This window comes from Burkholderia sp. Tr-20390 (assembly GCF_017104595.1).
Classification (GTDB): domain Bacteria; phylum Pseudomonadota; class Gammaproteobacteria; order Burkholderiales; family Burkholderiaceae; genus Burkholderia.
In genome coordinates this window covers 43,373-62,436 of record NZ_JAAGPC010000015.1, presented here as the reverse complement: position 1 = coordinate 62,436, position 19,064 = coordinate 43,373, and the positions used below count along the sequence as shown (strand labels likewise).

The 19,064-nt window shown below is 67.0% G+C and carries 19 protein-coding genes and 1 tRNA gene; 10 read left to right on the top strand and 10 right to left on the bottom strand.

Going from position 1 to position 19,064, the window contains the following annotated elements; translation table 11 throughout:
- Window positions 1–29 precede the first annotated feature (29 nt).
- Window positions 30–938 carry a LysR substrate-binding domain-containing protein gene (locus tag G3N98_RS07110; protein ID WP_206147743.1) on the top strand — a complete coding sequence of 303 codons (909 nt, stop codon included), beginning with the start codon at window positions 30–32 and terminating at the stop codon, window positions 936–938.
- 267 nt (window positions 939–1,205) lie between these two features.
- Here G3N98_RS07110 and G3N98_RS07105 read toward each other — a convergent pair whose 3' ends face one another.
- The 3 genes from G3N98_RS07105 to G3N98_RS07095 all read right to left on the bottom strand — a co-directional run bounded on the left by G3N98_RS07105 (window position 1,206) and on the right by G3N98_RS07095 (window position 3,644).
- Window positions 1,206–2,201, bottom strand: a complete 996-nt coding sequence (locus tag G3N98_RS07105) for a LysR family transcriptional regulator (RefSeq protein WP_256991440.1) — start codon at window positions 2,199–2,201, stop codon at window positions 1,206–1,208.
- A gap of 97 nt (window positions 2,202–2,298) precedes the next feature.
- Complete coding sequence (locus G3N98_RS07100; protein WP_089474325.1) at window positions 2,299–2,718, bottom strand: ATP--cob(I)alamin adenosyltransferase; 420 nt, start codon at window positions 2,716–2,718, stop codon at window positions 2,299–2,301.
- A gap of 125 nt (window positions 2,719–2,843) precedes the next feature.
- On the bottom strand, window positions 2,844–3,644 hold the full coding sequence (locus G3N98_RS07095; protein WP_089474324.1) for a helix-turn-helix transcriptional regulator: 801 nt from the start codon (window positions 3,642–3,644) through the stop codon (window positions 2,844–2,846).
- Between the two features lie 172 nt (window positions 3,645–3,816).
- Here G3N98_RS07095 and G3N98_RS07090 point away from each other — a divergent pair, with 172 nt between their 5' ends.
- Both G3N98_RS07090 and G3N98_RS07085 read left to right on the top strand, forming a co-directional pair.
- The gene (locus G3N98_RS07090; RefSeq protein WP_069250940.1) at window positions 3,817–4,443 is read left to right on the top strand and encodes a LysE family translocator; all 627 of its coding nucleotides are present in this window, start codon (window positions 3,817–3,819) and stop codon (window positions 4,441–4,443) included.
- Window positions 4,444–4,456: 13 nt separating this feature from the next.
- On the top strand, window positions 4,457–5,221 hold the full coding sequence (locus G3N98_RS07085; RefSeq protein WP_206147742.1) for a class I SAM-dependent methyltransferase: 765 nt from the start codon (window positions 4,457–4,459) through the stop codon (window positions 5,219–5,221).
- A 24-nt stretch (window positions 5,222–5,245) separates the two neighbouring features.
- Here G3N98_RS07085 and G3N98_RS07080 read toward each other — a convergent pair whose 3' ends face one another.
- The 4 genes from G3N98_RS07080 to G3N98_RS07065 form a co-directional block, all read right to left on the bottom strand.
- A complete protein-coding gene (locus tag G3N98_RS07080; RefSeq protein WP_206147741.1) occupies window positions 5,246–5,935 on the bottom strand; it encodes a DUF2848 domain-containing protein in 690 nt (229 codons plus the stop codon).
- 72 nt (window positions 5,936–6,007) lie between these two features.
- Window positions 6,008–6,394, bottom strand: a complete 387-nt coding sequence (locus G3N98_RS07075) for a hypothetical protein (protein WP_011356002.1) — start codon at window positions 6,392–6,394, stop codon at window positions 6,008–6,010.
- Window positions 6,395–6,442: 48 nt separating this feature from the next.
- Window positions 6,443–7,921, bottom strand: a complete 1,479-nt coding sequence (locus G3N98_RS07070; RefSeq protein ID WP_089474319.1) for a 4-hydroxyphenylacetate 3-hydroxylase N-terminal domain-containing protein — start codon at window positions 7,919–7,921, stop codon at window positions 6,443–6,445.
- Window positions 7,922–7,957: 36 nt separating this feature from the next.
- Window positions 7,958–8,506, bottom strand: coding sequence for a flavin reductase family protein (locus tag G3N98_RS07065; RefSeq protein WP_206147740.1), 549 nt, complete (start codon window positions 8,504–8,506; stop codon window positions 7,958–7,960).
- Between the two features lie 255 nt (window positions 8,507–8,761).
- Between G3N98_RS07065 and G3N98_RS07060 the strand changes: the two genes are divergently transcribed.
- Window positions 8,762–9,973: an IscS subfamily cysteine desulfurase gene (locus tag G3N98_RS07060; RefSeq protein WP_206147739.1), complete on the top strand. Its 1,212-nt coding sequence runs from the start codon at window positions 8,762–8,764 to the stop codon at window positions 9,971–9,973.
- 62 nt (window positions 9,974–10,035) lie between these two features.
- On the opposite strand, the gene G3N98_RS07055 is transcribed toward G3N98_RS07060, so the two are convergent.
- A complete protein-coding gene (locus G3N98_RS07055) occupies window positions 10,036–10,578 on the bottom strand; it encodes a MarR family winged helix-turn-helix transcriptional regulator (protein WP_069252868.1) in 543 nt (180 codons plus the stop codon).
- 128 nt (window positions 10,579–10,706) lie between these two features.
- Between G3N98_RS07055 and G3N98_RS07050 the strand changes: the two genes are divergently transcribed.
- A complete protein-coding gene (locus G3N98_RS07050) occupies window positions 10,707–11,294 on the top strand; it encodes a nuclear transport factor 2 family protein (RefSeq protein ID WP_206147738.1) in 588 nt (195 codons plus the stop codon).
- A gap of 67 nt (window positions 11,295–11,361) precedes the next feature.
- Here the strand turns inward: G3N98_RS07050 and rtcR are convergent, their stop codons facing one another.
- Window positions 11,362–12,978 (bottom strand): RNA repair transcriptional activator RtcR, encoded by a 1,617-nt coding sequence (gene rtcR / locus G3N98_RS07045; RefSeq protein ID WP_206147737.1) that lies wholly within the window; start codon window positions 12,976–12,978, stop codon window positions 11,362–11,364.
- A 335-nt stretch (window positions 12,979–13,313) separates the two neighbouring features.
- Between rtcR and G3N98_RS07040 the strand changes: the two genes are divergently transcribed.
- The 5 genes from G3N98_RS07040 (at window position 13,314) to G3N98_RS07020 (ending at window position 18,349) form a co-directional block, all read left to right on the top strand.
- Window positions 13,314–13,386 (top strand) — tRNA-Cys (locus G3N98_RS07040).
- A gap of 258 nt (window positions 13,387–13,644) precedes the next feature.
- Window positions 13,645–14,784: a slipin family protein gene (locus tag G3N98_RS07035; RefSeq protein ID WP_089475621.1), complete on the top strand. Its 1,140-nt coding sequence runs from the start codon at window positions 13,645–13,647 to the stop codon at window positions 14,782–14,784.
- A gap of 62 nt (window positions 14,785–14,846) precedes the next feature.
- Window positions 14,847–16,070 carry an RtcB family protein gene (locus G3N98_RS07030; protein WP_071333674.1) on the top strand — a complete coding sequence of 408 codons (1,224 nt, stop codon included), beginning with the start codon at window positions 14,847–14,849 and terminating at the stop codon, window positions 16,068–16,070.
- Window positions 16,071–16,125: 55 nt separating this feature from the next.
- Window positions 16,126–16,938: a nucleotidyltransferase domain-containing protein gene (locus G3N98_RS07025; RefSeq protein WP_175236941.1), complete on the top strand. Its 813-nt coding sequence runs from the start codon at window positions 16,126–16,128 to the stop codon at window positions 16,936–16,938.
- A gap of 259 nt (window positions 16,939–17,197) precedes the next feature.
- Entirely contained in the window at window positions 17,198–18,349 is a 1,152-nt protein-coding gene (locus tag G3N98_RS07020; protein WP_206147736.1) for a DUF1176 domain-containing protein, read from the top strand.
- Between the two features lie 9 nt (window positions 18,350–18,358).
- Here the strand turns inward: G3N98_RS07020 and G3N98_RS07015 are convergent, their stop codons facing one another.
- Entirely contained in the window at window positions 18,359–19,027 is a 669-nt protein-coding gene (locus G3N98_RS07015) for an O-methyltransferase (protein WP_206147735.1), read from the bottom strand.
- Window positions 19,028–19,064 lie beyond the last annotated feature (37 nt).

The window sequence follows — 19,064 nt, the reverse complement described above, 5'->3', positions numbered from 1 at the left end:
ATCTTTAACTTGAATTCACGAATCCCGACATGGCGGATACCGTTCAGCCGGCCGATCTCGGCTTCTTCTCGACGCTGGCCGCGTCGGGCAGCCTGAGCGCGGCCGCGCGCGAACTCGGGCTGACCGCGGCGGCCGTCAGCAAGCGGCTCACGCAGATGGAGCGGCGCGCGGGCGTGACGCTCGTGAACCGCACGACGCGGCGGATGATGCTGACGCCCGAAGGCGACGTGTATCTCGACTACGCGCGCCGGATCCTCGACCAGATGGACGAACTCGGCGAACTGCTCGGCAGCGCGAAGCAGCGCCCGAAGGGGCTGCTGCGCGTGAACGCGACGCTCGGCTTCGGGCGCAACCAGGTCGGCCCCGCGATCTCGCGCTTCGTCGCGCGTTATCCGGAGGTGTCGGTGCAACTGCAGTTGTCGGTCATGCCGCCGCCGCTCACCGACGACGCGTTCGACGTATGCATCCGCTTCGGCGAGCCGCCCGATACGCGGGTCGTCGCGCGGCGGCTCGCGCCGAACCGCCGGCTGCTGTGCGCGGCGCCCGCGTATCTCGCGCGGCACGGCACACCGGCGACGCCGCACGACCTGACGCGCCACAACTGCATCGGCATCCGGCAGGGGGACGAAGGTTACGGAATCTGGCGCCTGACGAGCGGGCGCGGCGCGGCACGCCACACGGAGGCCGTGCGCATCCACGGCAACCTGACGACGAACGACGGCGAGATCGCCGTGAAATGGGCGCTCGACGGGCACGGGATCCTGATGCGCGCGGAATGGGATCTGCGCGACTATCTCGCCGACGGCCGCCTGGTCGTCGTGCTGCCCGACCATGAGACGCCGAGCGCCGACATCTATGCGGTGTATGCGCAGCGTCACCAGATGTCCACGCGGATCCGGGCGTTCGTCGATTTTCTGGCGGACGAGCTGGGGCGGTGATCGGGACGCACGAAGCGACGTCCGTCGATTCAGGAGAGACCAACGTGCGGCTCGGTCAAAAGCGCCAATGTTTCCGCTATTTCGCCAAAAAATCGCCAGGATATCGGCACCTTCATATGAGCCGGCAGCGCCCGGCCGCCGCCGTCCGCTTCGCCACGGCAACCCGGCGGGATCATCGATCCGCTTGCGCGATCTCGTCGGTCAAGCGCACGCGCGCACCCACGACGATTGCGAACCGTTGACCGCGCCTGACTCGACACTTGCTGATCAAGCTGCGGCCATCTGGGCGTCCACCTGGTCAACCCTGTCCGCGGCGCCCACCGTCGGCCGCCACACCCGTGCGGTGATCAGGCCCGCATGGCCGCTCACCGCCGCCTCGAAACGCTCGGCGATCCAGTCGACGAACGCGCGCACGCCGGGCGACACATGCGGCCGCTTCACGTAGACGGCCGACACCGCGATCGCGTCGGGCCGCCAGCGCGGCAGCACTTCCCGCAACCGCCCCGCGTCGATCAGCGGCTGCGCGGCCACACGCGGCGGCTGGATCAGCCCGAGGCCATGCATGCCGCACGCCAGATACGCAGGCTCGTCGTCCACGCTGACGATCCCGTCCATCCGCACCTTGCGCACCGCCCCATCGACGACGAAATCGAGTTCGGCCGTGCGCTGGCCCTGAACGGACGACATGCTGACCGCGCGATGCACGGCCAGGTCTTCGAGCGTACGCGGCACGCCATGGCGATCGAGATACGCGGGGCTCGCGCAGGTCACGCGCTCGAGCGTGCCGAGCCGGCGCGCGACAAGCGACGAATCGGGCAGTTCGCCGAGCCGGACACTGCAGTCGATCGCATCGCCGACGCGATCGGCCGCGCGCCCGGATACCCCCAGCGTCAGCACCAGATCGGGATGCCGCGCATGAAACGCGCCGAGCGCCGGCAGCACGATCGCGTCCGCGACCGCCGCCGGCAGCTCGACGCGCAGCGGCCCGCTCGGACGCAGCGCGGCGCCGCGAATGCTGGCTTCGAGTTCGTCGACATCGGCCGTGATACGCACGCAGCGCCGGTAGTACGCGTCGCCTTCGGGCGTCGCCCGCAGCGCGCGCGTGGTGCGCACCAGCAACGGCATGCCGAGCGCCGTTTCGAGCTCCTGCACGGTCCGCGTCGCGGTGGCGCGCGAAATGCCGAGCGCCTGCGCCGCACGCGTAAAGCTGTTCATTTCGACGATGCGCGTGAAGATGCGCATCGCGCGGATCGGATTGTCCACCGGACACCCCTGCATGTTTGCCGCATGCCGCGGCGCGCGCTTGCGCGCCGTGCATGCGTATCGAGGAACGCCGCGCCGTCGGCGCGGTAGCGTGGCTTCAGCCGTTCGCCGCCGCGGCGCCGCGCGCCGGTTCGTCGAGCAGCTGCTGCGCCAGCGCGAGCGCGTCGTCGCGGGTGGCTGCCGCGTTCAGCGGATAGCCCCATACCTTCTCGAACGCACCCGAGAATGCGTTGAGCGCCACGCGCCGCGCTGCGTCGGGCTCGATCGCGATCATCGCGGGGATCCACTCACGCGACTGCGCGCGGTTGGCCTTGCTCCACTTCGCGAGCTGCTTGCGCAGTTCGTGATCGTCCCCGCCGCGATCGTCGCCGGACGGCGCGTCGTCGGTCAGAAGAACGAACGGTTCGCGACGCGCCAGCAACGCGTCGAGCTCGGCGATCAGGCGGGCGGGGTCGGTGTGCGTCGAACCGGTGTAACGCAACCAGACAAACGGGAATTCAGTCGTGACGATTTGCATGTCGGCCTCCAGATGAGAACAATTCTCATTTTATGGATCGAGGCCTGCGGCGTCATTTATCGTCCCGGCCAACCGCTTGCTCAATCCGGCCAATCGCGCACACGTGGCGGCACGGCCGTCATCGCTCAGCGTTGCCGGTCGGTCAGGAATTGCGTCGGCGACTTGCCGGTCGCCTTGCGAAACATCGTCACGAAGCTGCTCGCGCTCTCGTAGCCGAGATCGATCGCGATCTGGTGCACGCGGCGGCCCGCCGTCAGCATTCGCAGCGACAGCGCGACGTGCAGCCGCCGGCGCCAGTCGCCGACGCTCATCCCGAGCTCCTTCGCCGCGAGCCGCGTCAGGCTGCGCTCGCTGATGCCCACGCGCCGCGCGAGTTCGGCCAGCGGCGACTTGTCGGCCGGATCGTCGAGCAGATGGTCGATCAGCTTGCGCAGCCGCCGGTCGGCCGGCATCGGCAGGTACAGATCCTCGACCGGCGCCGCGACGAGTTCGTCGAGCAGCGTCGCCATCAGCCGCCCCTGCGGCCCGTCGACGTCGTACAGGTTCGGGAAGCTCGCCGCCTTCAGCAGCAGCTCGCGCAGCAGCGGCGACACCGACAGCGTGCAGCAGCGCGCAGGGAGGTCGAGCGCGGCGTCGGGTTCGACCAGCACCGCGTAGAACGTCGCGCCGGCCGAGCCGCGCGCCGAATGCGGGACATCGCCCGGAATCCACACCGTGCACTGCGGCGGCGCGCTCCACACGCCGCCGTCGATCTCGCAGTAGATCACGCCGCTCAGCGTGTAGAGCAGTTGTGCCTGCGGATGACTGTGCCGCTCGTGCAGCCATTCGGGCTCGACGACCGAGCCGCCGAACACGACGAGCGGACGCGGCACGTGGAAGACTGCGTCATCCGCTGCGGGATCGGTGGTCGGTGGAAGCTGGCTCATGAAACGGTAGATGAGGAGGGAAGCCGGACGCGCTGCCCGCGCGCCTTTTCGTGCTTATACCAGAAAGGGGTTGATCCGGCCGTGCCGGTGCCCGGGCGGCGTCTGCGGTCGCGCGCCGAAACGAATACAATGCCCCGATCCCCCGCCGCTGCGCCCACCTGCCGGAGCCGCCATGTTCGACCTGACCACGCTGACCACCTTCACGGCCGTCGTCCTGGGCCTGTTCCTGATTCCCGGCCCCGCCGTGCTGCTCGTGCTGAGCCGCACCGTGCAGGGTGGCCGCAAGACCGGCATCCTGACCGGCCTCGGCGTCGCCAGCGGCGACTTCGTGCACACGCTGTTCGCGGCCGTCGGCCTGTCGGCGCTGCTGATGACGTCGGCGCTCGCGTTCAATGTCGTGAAGGTGGTCGGCGCCGCGTACCTGATCTATCTCGGCGTGCGCGCGCTGATCGAGAAGCCGTCCGATCCGTCGCTGCCGAGCGTGTCACCGGTCACGCCGCTCAAGGCGTACCTGCAGGCGATTCCCGCCGAAGTGCTGAATCCGAAGACCGCGCTGTTCTTCCTCGCGTTCATGCCGCAGTTCGTGCATCCGGAACGCGGCTCGACGTTCGTGCAGTTCGCGGTGCTCGGGCTGATCTTCGTCGTGCTCAGCTCGCTCTACACGACGCTGATCGCGTGCTCGATCCGCCCGCTCGGCCGCATCGTGAAGCGGCTCACGTGGCTCACGCGCTGGCAGGGGAAGATCATCGGCTCGATCTTCATCGCGCTCGGGCTGCGCGTGGCGGTGCAGCAGCGCTGACACGCGCAGCCGCATGACGTCTGCCGCCGCGCCCGCCGGCGAAGCCCTTTACACCGACCCGCGCCTCGTCGCGCTCTACGACCTGTTCAACGCGGGCGACCAGGACTTTGCGTTCTACACCGCCGTGATCGGTGCCGCGCGGCAACGCATCCTCGATCTCGGCTGCGGCACCGGCACGTTCGCGCGCCGGCTGGCGGCGGCTGGACACGACGCCGTCGCGATCGACCCCGCGCCGGCGATGATCGAATATGCCCGACGCCAGCCCGGCGCCGACACCGTGCACTGGCTCGCATGCGGGCTCGACAGCCTGCCGCCTGGCGCACCACCGTTCGATGCGGTCGTGATGACCGGGCATGCGTTCCAGTGCCTGCTGACCGACACCGAAATCGACGCGACACTGCGCGGCGTGCGGCGCGTGCTCGCCGACGGCGGCCGCTTCCTGTTCGACACCCGCAATCCGCGCATCCAGCCGTGGCGTAAATGGACGCAGGAGCATTCGGCACGCAGCGTCGAGTCGCGCGAAGCGGGCATCGTCGATCTTCATCATGCGGTGCGCTCGATGGAGGGTGCGATCGTGACGTTCGACACGCACTACGGCTTTCGTCTCGACGGCACGGTGCTGACGAACACGAGCCGGCTGCGTTTCATCGCGCAACCCGACCTGCAGGCGCGCGTGATCGCAGCCGGATTCGCGTCGGCCGACTGGTACGGCGACTGGCAGCACGCGCCGTTCGACGAGGCGACCAGCGCGGAGATCATCGCGATCTGCCGCGCCTGAGTGCGTGTGCGTGCCGCTGCCGCATCAGCCCGCCACGGGCAACGCGTCCACCGCATATGCATGCCGCAGCGTACGGCCCAGCACCGGATCTTCCAGCTCGACCTCGAACCGCTCGGCCGGCCGGATGCCGCCGATCGCGGCGAGCGTGCCGCACAGCATCGCGGTGCCGTCGACGAAGCGGCCGTCATGGCGCGCGAACTGCGCGAGCAGATCGTCCGGCGCACGCATCGCGGTCACCTTGCCTTCCTGATACAGCACGCGCTCGCCGTCGATCGTCGCGTACGCGCGCAGCACGAGCTGATCCCAGTGCCCGGCCACGTCGTCGTATTTCCACAGCGTGTTCGCGCACGGCTTGCCGCACATCTGCTTCGACACGGTGATCCCGTAAGTCTCGACTTCACGATCGGTGTGGTCGGACGCGATGCCGACGAAGGTCTCGCCGCCGTCGCGCAGCAGCACGAATTCCGCTTCGCCGCTGCTCTGCCCGCCCGATACCTGGATCGCGGGCGACGGATCGAGGCGATCGGCCGCGACGCGGTAGAACATGGGCGTCGTCGCCGGGCGCTTGACGCCGAGTTCCTCCAGTTCGCGGATGTGCTTCTCCATGGCGACCGTGTCGCGGCCGGTCCAGCCCGCGATCACGAGCGTGTCGATCGCGATCGCGCGCTCGGTGCGGCCGTCGCGACCGTCGATCGCGAACGTGATGGTTTTCATCGAATGCTCCTCGTGGCGGGCAGCGCACGCGCTGCGCGCTGCCGCCCGCCGTGTGTCGTGGATCGGCCGGGCTTACGCCGGGTCGTAGTAGTGGATCTCCAGCAGCACGCAGCCGCCGTTCGACTTGAACGGGCCGTGCCATGCGCCGGGCGGACGCACCGCGTACGTGTAGCCCTTGAACGGCGTACCGCCGTTGCCGTGCTCGTCGTTGCCGACGGTCAGGTCGCCCTCGACGAGAAACACCTCCTCCCAGTAGTCGTGCACGAACGGCTTCTTCGTATGCAGCCCGGCCGGCAGGCGCAACAGGCGCGTGCGGCTGCCGCGCTTGCGCTCGGTGTCGAGCGCGCCGGACAGGATCAGCTCCTGCGCGCCGGACGCGGGGTCATAGCCTTCCGGCAGCCGCCAGTCGCGCTGCATGTCCAGCGTATGGAATTCGTCGTGAAGCTTGTTGATGGCCATCTGTCTCTCCTGTGGCGATAGCGGATGAATCGGATGCAAGGCGACGCGTCAGGCGGCGCGCGGCGTCGACAGTTCCTGGTTCAGCGAATAGCTGCCGAGCATCGAATCGACGAGATGCGACGCGCGCTGCCAGTCGTACGTGCGATATGCGTGCCCCTTCGTGACGAACGACGCGCCGGCATAAAACAGCTCGTACTGGTTGTGGCGCGAGGCGAATTCGGAGCCGACCGCATCCCACGCGAGCTTGAAGAACTTCACGCGCTCCTCGGACGAACACACGGGCGACTTCTGTGTTTTCTCGATGATGCGCAGCAGGTCGGGATTCTCGAAGTCGCGCACGCTGGACGGCAGCATGATCATTCCGCCGCCGGCGAGCTCGCGCAGCGTGTTGAGCACCTTCGAATAGAGCTGCTGCGTGACGACCTGCGAGCCGTACAGCATGTTGCGGTCGGGCACGTAGAAACCGTTGACGACGGTGCCCTTCGCTTCCATCCCGTAGACCCACGCCTCGACCATCGACGCTTCGGCCGCGAGCTGGCCCAGCGTTTCGCGCACCTGCGGGAACGTATTCGTGCCGTTGACCTCGGAGATCTTCAACCCGAGCCCGACGAGGAAGCGCAGCTTCGTCATCAGCCGCACCTGGCATTGGTAGTTCTGGTACACGTGCGCGGGCGTCGCGTGGAACTGCTTCGCGCACATCGCGGTGTTGCCGGCGACGAAGATCCGCTCCCACGGCACCTTCACGTCGTCGAAATACAGCACCGCGTCGTTCTCGTCGAAGCGGCTCGACAGCGGGTTGTCGAACACCGACGTCGCGTTCTCCTCGTACGACTTGCGCGACAGGATCTTCATGCCCTTCGCGTTCATCGGCACCGCGAACGACAGCGCGTACATCTCGTCGCCTTCGCGCAGCGGCTGGATGCAGCTGCAGAACACCTCGTTCGCCATGATCCCGCTCGTCGCGAGCATCTTCGCGCCGCGCACCGTGATGCCTTCGGCATCCTGATCGACGATGCCGACCGCGAGGTACTTGTCCTCCTGCTCGTGTGCGGACTTCGACTGGTTCCCCTGCGGATTCACGATCACGTAGGTCAGGAACAGGTCGTTGTCGCGCGCATGGCGGTAGTAGTCGCGCAGCGCGCCCGCTCGCGCCGGATCGTATTGCTCGAACACGTCGGCGCCCATGAACATGCCGGAAAGACAGGATGCGACGTGATCCGGCGAACGCCCCATGAAGCCGTAGTGCAGCTCCGACCACGCTTCCAGCGCGGCACGGCGCTCGACGAGTTCGTCATAGGACGTCGGCAGTTGCCAGATCCGGCTGACGCGGTTGCCCGAGTCGGGCGAGACGAACGTCATCTTCTCGACGTTCTCGTCGCGCGCCTGGTAGTCGTACAGGCTCGCGTAGCTGCGGATCGAATTGCGGAATGCCGCGTGCGCGGTCACGTCGCCGACCGGCTGGCCGTTCAGGTAGACCTGCCGCCCGTCGCGCAGCGACGCGATGTGCTGAGTCCCGTTCTTGATCATGGTGTCCTCCAGGGTGGAATGAAACGTGGATTGCAGTCAGGCAGACGGCGCGTGCATGCCGTCGAGCGTGCGGTAGCGGCCGCCGAAGAAGATCAGCGGGCGCCCTTCCGAACGCGCGCAGTGCCGCGTCACGCGGCCGACGAAGATCACGTGATCGCCGCCGTCGTACTGCGCATAGGGTTCGCATTCGAATGTCGCGAGCGCGTCGGGCAGCAGCACGGCGCCATCGTCATCGGCTGCGTCCGCACGCCATCCCCACTTGTCGCCGTTCGCCTTCGCGAAGCAGTTCGACAGGTGCTGCTGCGTCTCGTCGAGCACGTTGACCGCATAGCCTTCCGCGCCGGCCAGGTCGCCGAGGCTCAGGCTGCGACGGTCGACCGAGAACAGGATCAGCGGCGGATCCAGCGACACCGAATTGAACGACGCGACCGTGATGCCGATCGGCATCCCCTCCTTGCGCGGGGCGGTAATCACCGCGACGCCCGTCGCGAACATCGACAGTGCCGTGCGAAAGCGCCGCTGCTCGTCGGCGCCCGCGCCGGTTCCGGCAGGGTTCTCGCTCATCTCGTCCTCCTTGGGTTGCATCGCCGGATTCCGCAGTGGAATCCGGCCCAACAAAGCACCATTATTTAGCTTTGTTATTTAGCTTTTATTAAATGTAAACACAAAGGCAGGTTCAAGCTGTCGTAAACCCTGAACTTGAAAGCTTTGTTTGAAAGACAACCCTACTGGCGGGATGGATGTTGCGCGACGTCCGGGAATGTCCACGTACACTGCGGCTACCCTGTTCCCCGGTGCTTTCGGGCACCGCGGGAGACACCGTCTTCCGGAGCCGCATCGATGCAATCCCGTCCGATCTACATGGACTACAGCGCGACGACGCCCGTCGATCCGCGCGTGGTCGACAAAATGGTGCCGTTCCTGCACGAGCAGTTCGGCAACCCGGCGTCACGCAGCCACAGCTACGGCTGGGCGGCCGAGCAGGCCGTCGAGGAAGCGCGCGCGCACGTCGCCGCATTGCTCGGCGCCGACCCGCGCGAAATCGTGTGGACGTCCGGCGCGACCGAGGGCAACAACCTCGCGATCAAGGGTGCCGCGCACTTCTACCAGGGCAAGGGCAAGCACCTCGTCACGGTGAAGACCGAGCACAAGGCCGTACTCGACACGTGTCGCGAACTCGAACGCCAGGGCTTCGACGTCACGTATCTCGACGTGCGGGAAGACGGCCTGCTCGATCTCGATGCCGTGCAGCAGGCGCTGCGCGCCGACACGATCCTGGTGTCGGTGATGCTCGCGAACAATGAAACGGGCGTGATCCAGCCGGTGGCCGAGATCGGTGCGCTGTGCCGCGCACGCGGCATCGTGTTCCATTGCGACGCGGTGCAGGCGGCCGGCAAGATTCCGGTCGACGTGAATGCATTGAACGTCGACCTGCTGACGGTGACCGCACACAAGGTCTACGGCCCGAAGGGAATCGGCGCGCTGTACGTGCGCCGCAAGCCACGCGTGCGGATCGAAGCGCAGATGCATGGCGGCGGCCATGAGCGCGGGATGCGTTCGGGCACGCTGCCGACGCACCAGATCGTCGGGATGGGCGAGGCGTTCCGGCTCGCGAAGGAAGAGATGGCGGAAGAAAGCCGCCGTGTCGGCGCCTTGCGCGACCGGTTGCTGGCCGGCCTGTCGACACTCGACGAGGTTTACGTGAACGGCGATCTCACCCGCCGGATTCCGCACAATCTGAACGTCAGCTTCAATTTCGTCGAAGGCGAGTCGCTGATCATGGGAATCAAGGGCGTCGCGGTGTCGTCAGGCTCCGCGTGCACGTCGGCATCGCTGGAGCCGTCGTACGTGCTGCGCGCGCTGGGCCGCAGCGACGAGCTCGCGCACAGCTCGATCCGCTTCACGCTCGGCCGCTTCACGACCGAAGCCGAAGTCGACAGCGTGATCGCGCAGGTGCGCGACACGGTCGGCAAGCTGCGTGAGCTGAGCCCGCTGTGGGACATGCATCTCGAAGGGGTCGACCTGAATACGATCGAGTGGGCCGCGCACTGAGCACGGCCGATGCGTCAGGCCGGCCGGCGAGCGCGGGCGGGCGGGCCTGCGGCTCGCGCGCGTCAGCCTTTTTCCTGGCGCGCGATCAGGTGGGCGAGATCGAGCGTCGCGCGGTCGCCATTGGTGACGAGGCGGTCGATCACCGAGCAGAGCGCCTTGAATTCGGTCTTCGTCACGCCCTCGAACAGCACGTTGTTGATGCGCTGCTGCGTATCGGCGAACGCCTTCAGCAGCTTCGAGCCGGCCGGCGTGACCGTGAGCCGCATCTTGCGCTTGTCGTCGGGGTCCGAGCGTTTGTCGATCAGGCCGAGCTTCTTCAGCTTGCCGGTCTCGATCGTGACGAATGCGCCGCTCAGGTGCAGGTGATCGGCGAGGCGATTGACGGTCACGACATCGTCGTGCGACAGATGCGAAACCGAGACGAGCAGCGAATACTGGATGCCGGTGAGGCCGATCAGCGAGCCGAAGCCGTCGCGCACCGACAGCAGGCGGGCCGCGAACGGCAGCAGCCCGTTGATCAGGTGACGAAATTCCGTGTCCGTGCCGTCGATCAGGCAGGCCGGGTTGGTAATGGTCAGAACGGACTCCTCTTGCTGCTTGGCCATGACTTCGACGCTCCGTACGGTCATGCGAATTTAGCTTTGAAACGAAATTATACGGCAAAGGCACATCCGCCCCTGGCCAGGCCCGGCCGGCGAATGTGTCCCGATTTCCCGATACAGGAGGCGCGTCCATGCCCTTTCCGCTTCATCCCGCAACGGTTCGCGCGCTGCTCGAGTGCTATCTGCGCGCGAAAGACCTGAACCGGCCCGCGCTGATCGCCGACTGCTTCGCGGCCGATGCCGAACTGAGCTTTTCGCTCGCGAACGACGATATCGATTTTCCGCCGCGCGTGACGGGCGCGGCTGCGATTGCGCGCACGCTGGTCGAGGAATTCGGCGAGCGGTTCGAACGCTGCCGGACCTATTACGTTTGCACGGCACCCGAAGTCGACTCAGCGGGTGCCAGCGGGATGTCGTGGCTCGTCGTGATGCGCCAGAAGGACAATGGCGCGTTGCGGATCGGGCATGGCACGTACCGCTGGCAGTTCGCGGGCAACGGCGAAAGCGAACACGCCGCGCGGATTGCCGCGCTGCATATTCATATCGACCGGATGGATACGATCGACGATCCGCAGTCGGTGAAACTCGATGCACTGCACGCGGCGTTCGGCTATCCGTGGCTACCGGCGCACGCATTCGCGCGCGGGCTCGCGGATGTGGCGGCTGCGCAGCCGGAGTGGGCATTCCTGGCGCCGTTTCACGAGGCAGCGGCGGCGTAACCCTTCCCGCTCAATGGCCGCGTGCCGCGTGCTCCAGCTGCACGCGGCACCCGCGCCGCCGTACGCGTCACGCTCCGTCGAGCGCCTGCCGCACCCCGTCCCAATCCAGCCCGAATCGCGCCAGATACTTGCGCAGCCGGTCCGCATCGTTCGGCTGCTTCTTGCTCTGCCGCGACACCGCGAACAGCGTGCGTCCCGCCCCCGACAAGCTTGCCGACATGCGGCACACGTCCAGCACGCGTTCGAGCTGCGCACGGTCGAACAGGTCGAGTTCGGCCGCACGCGCACCGAACACCGCGTCGACACATGAATCGGACGCCTCCGCGCCGCCCGGTGACGACCACGTGCGCGTCAGCCGTTCGACTTCCTGCTCGGCGAGCGCTTCGGTAATCCGCCCCGCATCGGCCAGCGTCGCCATCCGCGTGACCGATGCGGACAGCTCGCGGAAGTTGCCGGCCCACGCCGCGCGTGGCGACGCGGCGAACGCGAGATAGCGCCGCTTCGCCTCGACGTTGAACCGCACCTGCTCGCCCTGCTCGCGGCCGAAACGGTCGAGTTCGAATTCGAGGTTCGGCTCGATGTCCTCGCGCCGCTCGGCCAGCCCCGGCAGTTCGTACGTCCACAGGTTGATCCGCGCGTAGAGATCCTCGCGGAACGTGCCGGCCGCCACCATCTGCCGCAGGTCGCGGTGCGTGCCCGCGATCAGCTCGAAATCGCTGGTCGCCTCGACGTCCGCGCCGACCGGCAGGAAACGCTTCTCCTCGATCGCCTTCAGCAGCATCGCCTGTTCGTCGAGCCCGAGTTCGCCGATCTCGTCGAGAAACAGCAGGCCGCCGTCCGCCGCGCGCAGCAGCCCGGCCCGCGCCGACTGCGCGCCCGTGAACGCGCCCTTCACGTGACCGAACAACGTCGACATCGCCGCGTCGCCGCGCAGCGTCGCGCAGTTGATCTCGATGAACGGCCCCGCGAGCCGATGACGGCCGCGCTTCAGCTCGTACACGCGCTTCGCGAGAAACGACTTGCCGGCACCCGTCGGCCCGACCAGCAGCATCGGCGCGCGCGAACGCACGGCCACGCGCTCCAGTTGCTCGATCAGCGCGTTGAAGCGCGCGTTGCGCGTCGCGATGCCGGCCTTCAGGAACGACACCGTTTCGTCGCGTTCGCGCGTGAAGCGCTGCGCGATGCGGTTGTAGCGCGACAGGTCGAGATCGATCACCGACATCGTGCCGGGCCCGCTCGGCCCTTCGTCGGTCTTCTGCGGCGGCGCCGTCTGCGCGAGACGCGCAGGCAGGTAGCGCGCCTCCGCCAGCAGGAACCAGCAGATCTGCGCGACGTGCGTGCCCGTCGTGATGTGGATCAGGTAGTCCTCGCGGTCGAGATCGAACGGATAGGCGCGCGCGAAATCGTGCAGCGTGGCGTAGACCTCCTCGAAATCCCACGGATCGCGAATCTCCATCGGGATCAGCCGCACGTCGGTGTGCGGCGACACACGCTCGAGATCCTGCTTCACGCGGTTCGCGAGACGCGCGTAGTTTGGCGAGTGCAACAGTTCGAGCCGGTCGATCGGCGTGTCGCGCTGCTCGCACAGCGAAATCGTCGGCCGCCAGTTGCGCCATCGGCGCTGCGAGCCGCCGCCCTGGTCGAGCACGGTACCGAGAAAACCGATCGCAACAGTCCTTCGCATATTTATCTCATAGGATAAGAAGCGATCCGATTGTATCGAATACTCCGGATCGAGCCACCACCGGAGATTCAGATTCATCCCGGAATAAAAATAATTTCCCCTTTTACTTCAATGGCTTGAGATTTTTCTCGAGTAGCGAATCACCCGCTGGCACGCTCCTCGCTAAATAGAAAGCGCCGGATGTCCCGCTGGCCCACGAGTCAGGGTTCACAAAGCCCTGCTGGTGCGCCGCCGCCGAACCTGGTTCGTCGCGGCAGCGCATGTCGCCATGGGCAGACGAAGGCAAACGGGCGCGTACTGGAACTTCGCCCGGGTTCGAGTCCCGGGGCGCCCTCCGTTCGGTAGCTCATTTGGGTAGAGCAGCCGGCGCAAGCCGGTGTGTAGCGGGTTCGAATCCCGCTCGAACACTGTCCGCAAGGACAGTCTCTTGATAGAAGCAGTACCCGCCGGTGCGGGCCGCAAGGCCCGCCGCGCGTCGGACCGGTTGCGGTTCCGCGCGATCGGCCGGACGGCCGCACGGCCCGCGCGAACGCGCACGACGACGCAATGCAGGATGCGTCGCCGTGCACGTCGACGCCGGGCCAGCGCGCCGCCCGCCCGGTTGCGTCGCCCCGCGATCCGCACGATGCGTGTCACCCGGCGGTCAATGAAGAAAAGGACAAGAATATGTGGATGCGACATGTCGTGAAAAAGAACGAACGCGCGCTGCTGATGAATGAGGGCGATTTCGTGAAGGTGCTGGAACCGGGCGTGTTCAAGGCCTTCGATCCGTTCAAGCGCCTGTCGGTGCAGACCGCGCGTCTCGACGCGCCGCTCGCCGACGCGGCACTGGCCGATTACCTGCGTCACGACGCGCCGGACGTGCTCGCGCAGCACTTCGTCGCGATGGATCTCGCCGATGATGAAGCGGGCCTGCGCTACGAAGACGACGTGCTCGTCGAGATCCTGGCGCCGGGCACGCGCCGGCTGTACTGGCGCGGCCTGACCGCGCACCGTCTCGAACGCGTCGATCTCGCGCAGGACAGCCTGCTGCCGGCCGCGCTCGTGAAGCGCATCGCGCAACCGGCGCTGCGTGCACGCGGTGTGGCGGGCCTGACGGGCGTGCTGCTGGCGCAGGTGCCGGCGTACCACGTCGGCGTGCTGAAGATCGACGGCAAGATCGAGCGGTTGCTGGACGCGGGCGTAGCGGCGTTCTGGCGCTTCAACCGCGACGTCGCGGTCGAGCTCGTCGACCTGCGTTTGCAGGCGATCGAAGTCGGCGGACAGGAAATCCTGACGCGCGACAAGGTCGCGCTGCGGCTGAACCTGTCGGCGACGTGGTGCTATGCGGACGTGCTGCACGCGTTCGGCCAGCTGCAGAAGCCGGTCGAGCACCTGTACCGCGAACTGCAATTCGCACTGCGATCGGCCGTCGGCACGCGCTCGCTCGACGAACTGCTGGAAGACAAGCAGTCGATCGACGACGTCGTGATCACGCAGGTGCGCGCCCGCCTCGGCCATTCGGGCGTGGACGTGCGCAGCGTCGGCGTGAAGGATATCGTGCTGCCGGGCGACATGAAGACGATCCTCGCGCAGGTGGTCGAAGCGGAGAAATCCGCGCAGGCGAACGTGATTCGTCGCCGCGAGGAAACGGCGGCCACGCGTTCGCTGTTGAACACCGCGAAGGTGATGGAAGAAAACCCGACCGCGCTGCGGCTCAAGGAGCTGGAAACGCTCGAGCGCGTCGCGGAACGGATCGACCGCATCTCGGTGTTCGGCGGTCTCGACCAGGTGCTGAACGGACTCGTCAGCATCAAGGGCGCGTAATGCATGATCAGGCACGGCGCACGCGCGCCGTGCCTCATGAACAAAGTAGCAAGGTGATGAACATGAGTGAAATGGATTACCAGGTAATGGAACTGGCGAACGGCAAGCCGGTGAAGATGTGGACGCAAGGCGTGGCCGTTGAAGACGAGGCGCGCGCCCAACTGCGCAACACCGCGCAGATGCCGTTCATCTTCAGCCACGTCGCGGTGATGCCGGACGTCCACCTCGGCAAGGGCTCGACGATCGGCAGCGTGATTCCGACCAAGGGCGCGATCATTCCGGCGGCGGTCGGCGTCGACATCGGCTGCGGGATGATGGCCGCGCGCACGACGCTGACGGCATCCGACCTGCCGGATTCGCTCGCGGGGCTGCGCAGCGCGATCGAACGCGCGGTGCCTCACGGCCGCGCGCCGGGCCGCCGCGATCCGGGCGCGTGGGGCGACCGCACGCCGGCCGCCGTGACCGAATCGTGGAAGTCGCTGCAACCGGGCTTCCAGCGGATCGTCGACAAGTATCCGAAGCTGGAAAAGACGAACCACTACGCGCATCTCGGCACGCTCGGCACCGGCAATCACTTCATCGAAGTGTGCGTCGACGAAGCGGACCACGTGTGGTTCATGCTGCACAGCGGCTCGCGCGGCGTCGGCAATGCGATCGGCAGCCTGTTCATCGAACTCGCGCAGGCCGACATGCGGCAGCACATCGCGAACCTGCCGGATCGCAACCTCGCGTATTTCACCGAGGGCAGCCGCCACTTCGACGACTACGTCGAAGCGGTCGGCTGGGCGCAGGACTACGCGCGCCGCAACCGGCAGGCGATGATGGACGCCGTGATCGGTGCGGCTCGCGGCGTGATCGCCAAGCCGTTCTCGGTCGACGAACACGCGGTGAACTGCCACCACAACTACGTGCAGCGCGAACGCCACTTCGGCGAAGACGTCCTCGTGACGCGCAAGGGTGCGGTGTCCGCGCAGAAAGGGCAGCTCGGGATCATTCCGGGCTCGATGGGCGCGAAGAGCTTCATCGTGCGTGGGCTCGGCAACCCGGACAGCTTCTGCTCGTGCAGCCACGGCGCAGGCCGGACGATGAGCCGTACCGAAGCAAAGCGCCGCTTCACGGTTGACGACCAGGTGAAGGCAACCCAGGGCGTCGAATGCCGGAAGGACTCGGGCGTCGTCGACGAAATCCCGATGGCCTACAAGGACATCGACGCGGTGATGGCGGCCCAGCGCAGCCTCGTCGAAGTGGTGCATACGCTGCGCCAGGTGGTGTGCGTGAAAGGATAGCGCGGTGCGCGGCCGATGGCCGGCGGCCGCGCACAACGAAAGGGAAACGACAACAATGAAAACGGAAAAAATGACGACCGTGCGCAGTGCACATCCGGTCGATCCGGCCGTGCGGGCGCGCGTGATGGCGGAACTCGCGGAAGTCGAGCGCCGCCACGACGTGAGCGTGCTGTTCGCGTGCGAATCGGGCAGCCGCGGCTGGGGCTTCGCATCGCCGGACAGCGACTACGACGTGCGCTTCGTGTATGCGCACCGGCGCGACTGGTACCTGAGCGTCGAACCGCAACGCGACGTGATCGAGCGGCCGCTCGACGACGAGCTCGACGTCAGCGGCTGGGAGTTGCGCAAGGCGCTGCAACTGCTGCACCGCTCGAACCCGACGCTGCTCGAATGGCTCGACTCGCCCGTCGTGTATCGCGAAGACGCGCGCTGGGCGCCGCGGCTCAGGTCGCTCGCGTCGGCGTTCTTCTCGCCGGTGCGCGGGCGTCACCACTACCTCGCGATGGCGAAGAAGAACTTTCGCGGCTATCTGCAAGGCGACACGGTGCGTTACAAGAAGTACCTGTACGTGCTGCGGCCGCTGCTCGCGGTACGCTGGATCGACATGGGGCTCGGGATGCCGCCGATGCGCTTCGCGGATCTCGTCGACGGCACCGTGCACGAGCCGGCGGTGCGCGCGGAACTCGACGCATTGCTCGCGCTGAAGATGAGCGCGAACGAAAGCGAGTACGGGCCGCGCCGGCCGGCGATCCACGCGCTCGTCGAGACGATGCTCGCCGATGCCGAACACGATCGCGAATACAAGCGGCCGTGGGGTGACGTGGCGATGCTCGACGCGTTCCTGCGCGACGTGGTCGACGATCGATGAAAAGTGAACGGCGCGATGCGTTTGGGTGTCGCGCCGTTTTCCGCATCCGCACTCGTCCGATCAATGCAGGCCCGCAATGAACGTGCCTGCACACTACGCGTCGCCGTCACGATTGCAGCCCATTGCGGCGGTATACTCGATGCCGTTCGCCAAAGCGCGCCGCCGCATGCGCCGCAGCCTTCGACCTGCCCCGCTTGCTGACGATGCGCTTGCAGCCCGACGTCTTCCGCCCGCCCATCCACAGTCGATACGAACCGTCATGTCGCACCGTCTTTCGCTCGCCATCGCCGCCCTCCTCGCCGTTTCCCCGATCGTTGCCCAGGCTCGCCCGCTCGCGCGGCCGCCGGTCGAGCGCGATTTCAAGAACTGGTCGGTCGTCTGCGACAACGGCAACCGCTGCATTGCCGAAAGCCATGCCGACGATATCGACGACGCCCGCGCCCGCCTCATCCTGCGCGTGACGCGCGATGCCGGCCCCGATGCTCAAGCCTCGCTCGACCTCTACGCGTCGGCGCCGCTGGACCTGCGCACTGCACGCGTGGATGGCCGCCCGTTCGATGCAATGGCGGCTCAATGGCATGCGTTCGGCGGCAAGCCGGACGATGACGAAGCGCACCCGTTCCGGATCCGTACCAACGATCCTGCAACGGTTGCCGCCTGGCTCGCCGCGTCGCGCAATGCGCAACTGCTGAGCTTCGGCGATCCGGCATCGGCGCAAACCGCCCGCACGCCGTTGACGGGATTGAATGCCGCGCTGCTGTTGATCGACGACACGCAGGGCCGTGTCGGCACCGTCACGGCCCTGCTGCGCCCAGGCACCCGGCCCGCGTCGTCGGTGCCGGCCGCGCCGGCACTCCCGCCCGCCGTCACGCCGGCACCGGCCGTCGCGGACCTGTCGGCCGCCGAGCAACGCCCGCTCGTCGACGCGGTGCTCGCGAAGTTCAGCGGCGACGTGAAGCAATGTGCGGCCGATGTCGAAGACGAAATGCCGGCGAGCGATCGCAGGAAGGCATCGCGCGCCGTGGCGATTTCCGCCGACGAAGCGCTGGTCGCGATACCGTGCCAGACGAGCAGCATGTATAACCACACCGACCTGTGGTATCGCGTGCGACGGACGGCGCCCTACTCTCCGACGGCGATGAATTTCGGCGAGAACGCGAACGCGGGACTCGATTCGGCCTCCTTCGCGAACGAACTGACCGACGCCGGCTACGATCCCGCCAGCGCGACGCTGTCGAGCAAGGTGAGGCTGCGCAGTGCCGGCGACTGCGGATCGACCGCATCGTGGATCTTCGACGGCCGGCGCTTCATGCTCGGCGATATCGCCACGCACGGCACATGCAACGGCCTGTTCGACGATCAGTGGCCACGCCTGTATCGACGGGCCGATGCGGCAGCCAGCCCGCGCTGACGCACCACGTCACGCGCCGACGATCGAGATCGAGAACCCGTCCCAGCCCTTCTGCCCGACCGTCTGCACGGCGGTCGTCGTGAGATTCGGTGCGGCCACGAGACGCGCGAACCCGTCGCGCACGCCAACCACGTCGGGTTCGTGATTGCCCGGATCGGCCACGCGCCCGCCGCGCACGACGTTGTCGACGACGATCACCGTGCCGGGCCGCGACAGCTTCAGTGCCGCGTCGAGATAGGCCGGGTTGTTGTCCTTGTCGGCATCGATGAAGATGAAATCGAACGGCGCTTCGCCCGCGTCGATGAGCCGCGCGAGGCTGTCCTTCGCGCTGCCGACCACCACCGTCACGACTTCCGCGAACCCGGCACGCGCGATGTTCTGCGTCGCGACCTTCGCATGCTCCGGATTCAGTTCGAGCGTCACGAGCGAGCCGCCCGGCGGCAACGCGCGCGCGAGCCAGATCGTGCTGTAGCCGCCGAGCGTGCCGACCTCGAGAATCCGCCGTGCGCCGCGGATCGTCGCGAGCAGTTGCAGCAGCTTGCCCTGGTTCGGCGCGACGTTGATCGCGGGCAGACCCGCTGCGTCGCTCGCCGCGAGCGCGGCGTCGAGCACGTCGTCGGACGGCACGAGCGTCGCGGAGAAATACGCATCCACCTGGTTCCAATGATCCTGATTCATCGAGCGCCCCTTGTTTGCGGAACAGGCATTTTATGCG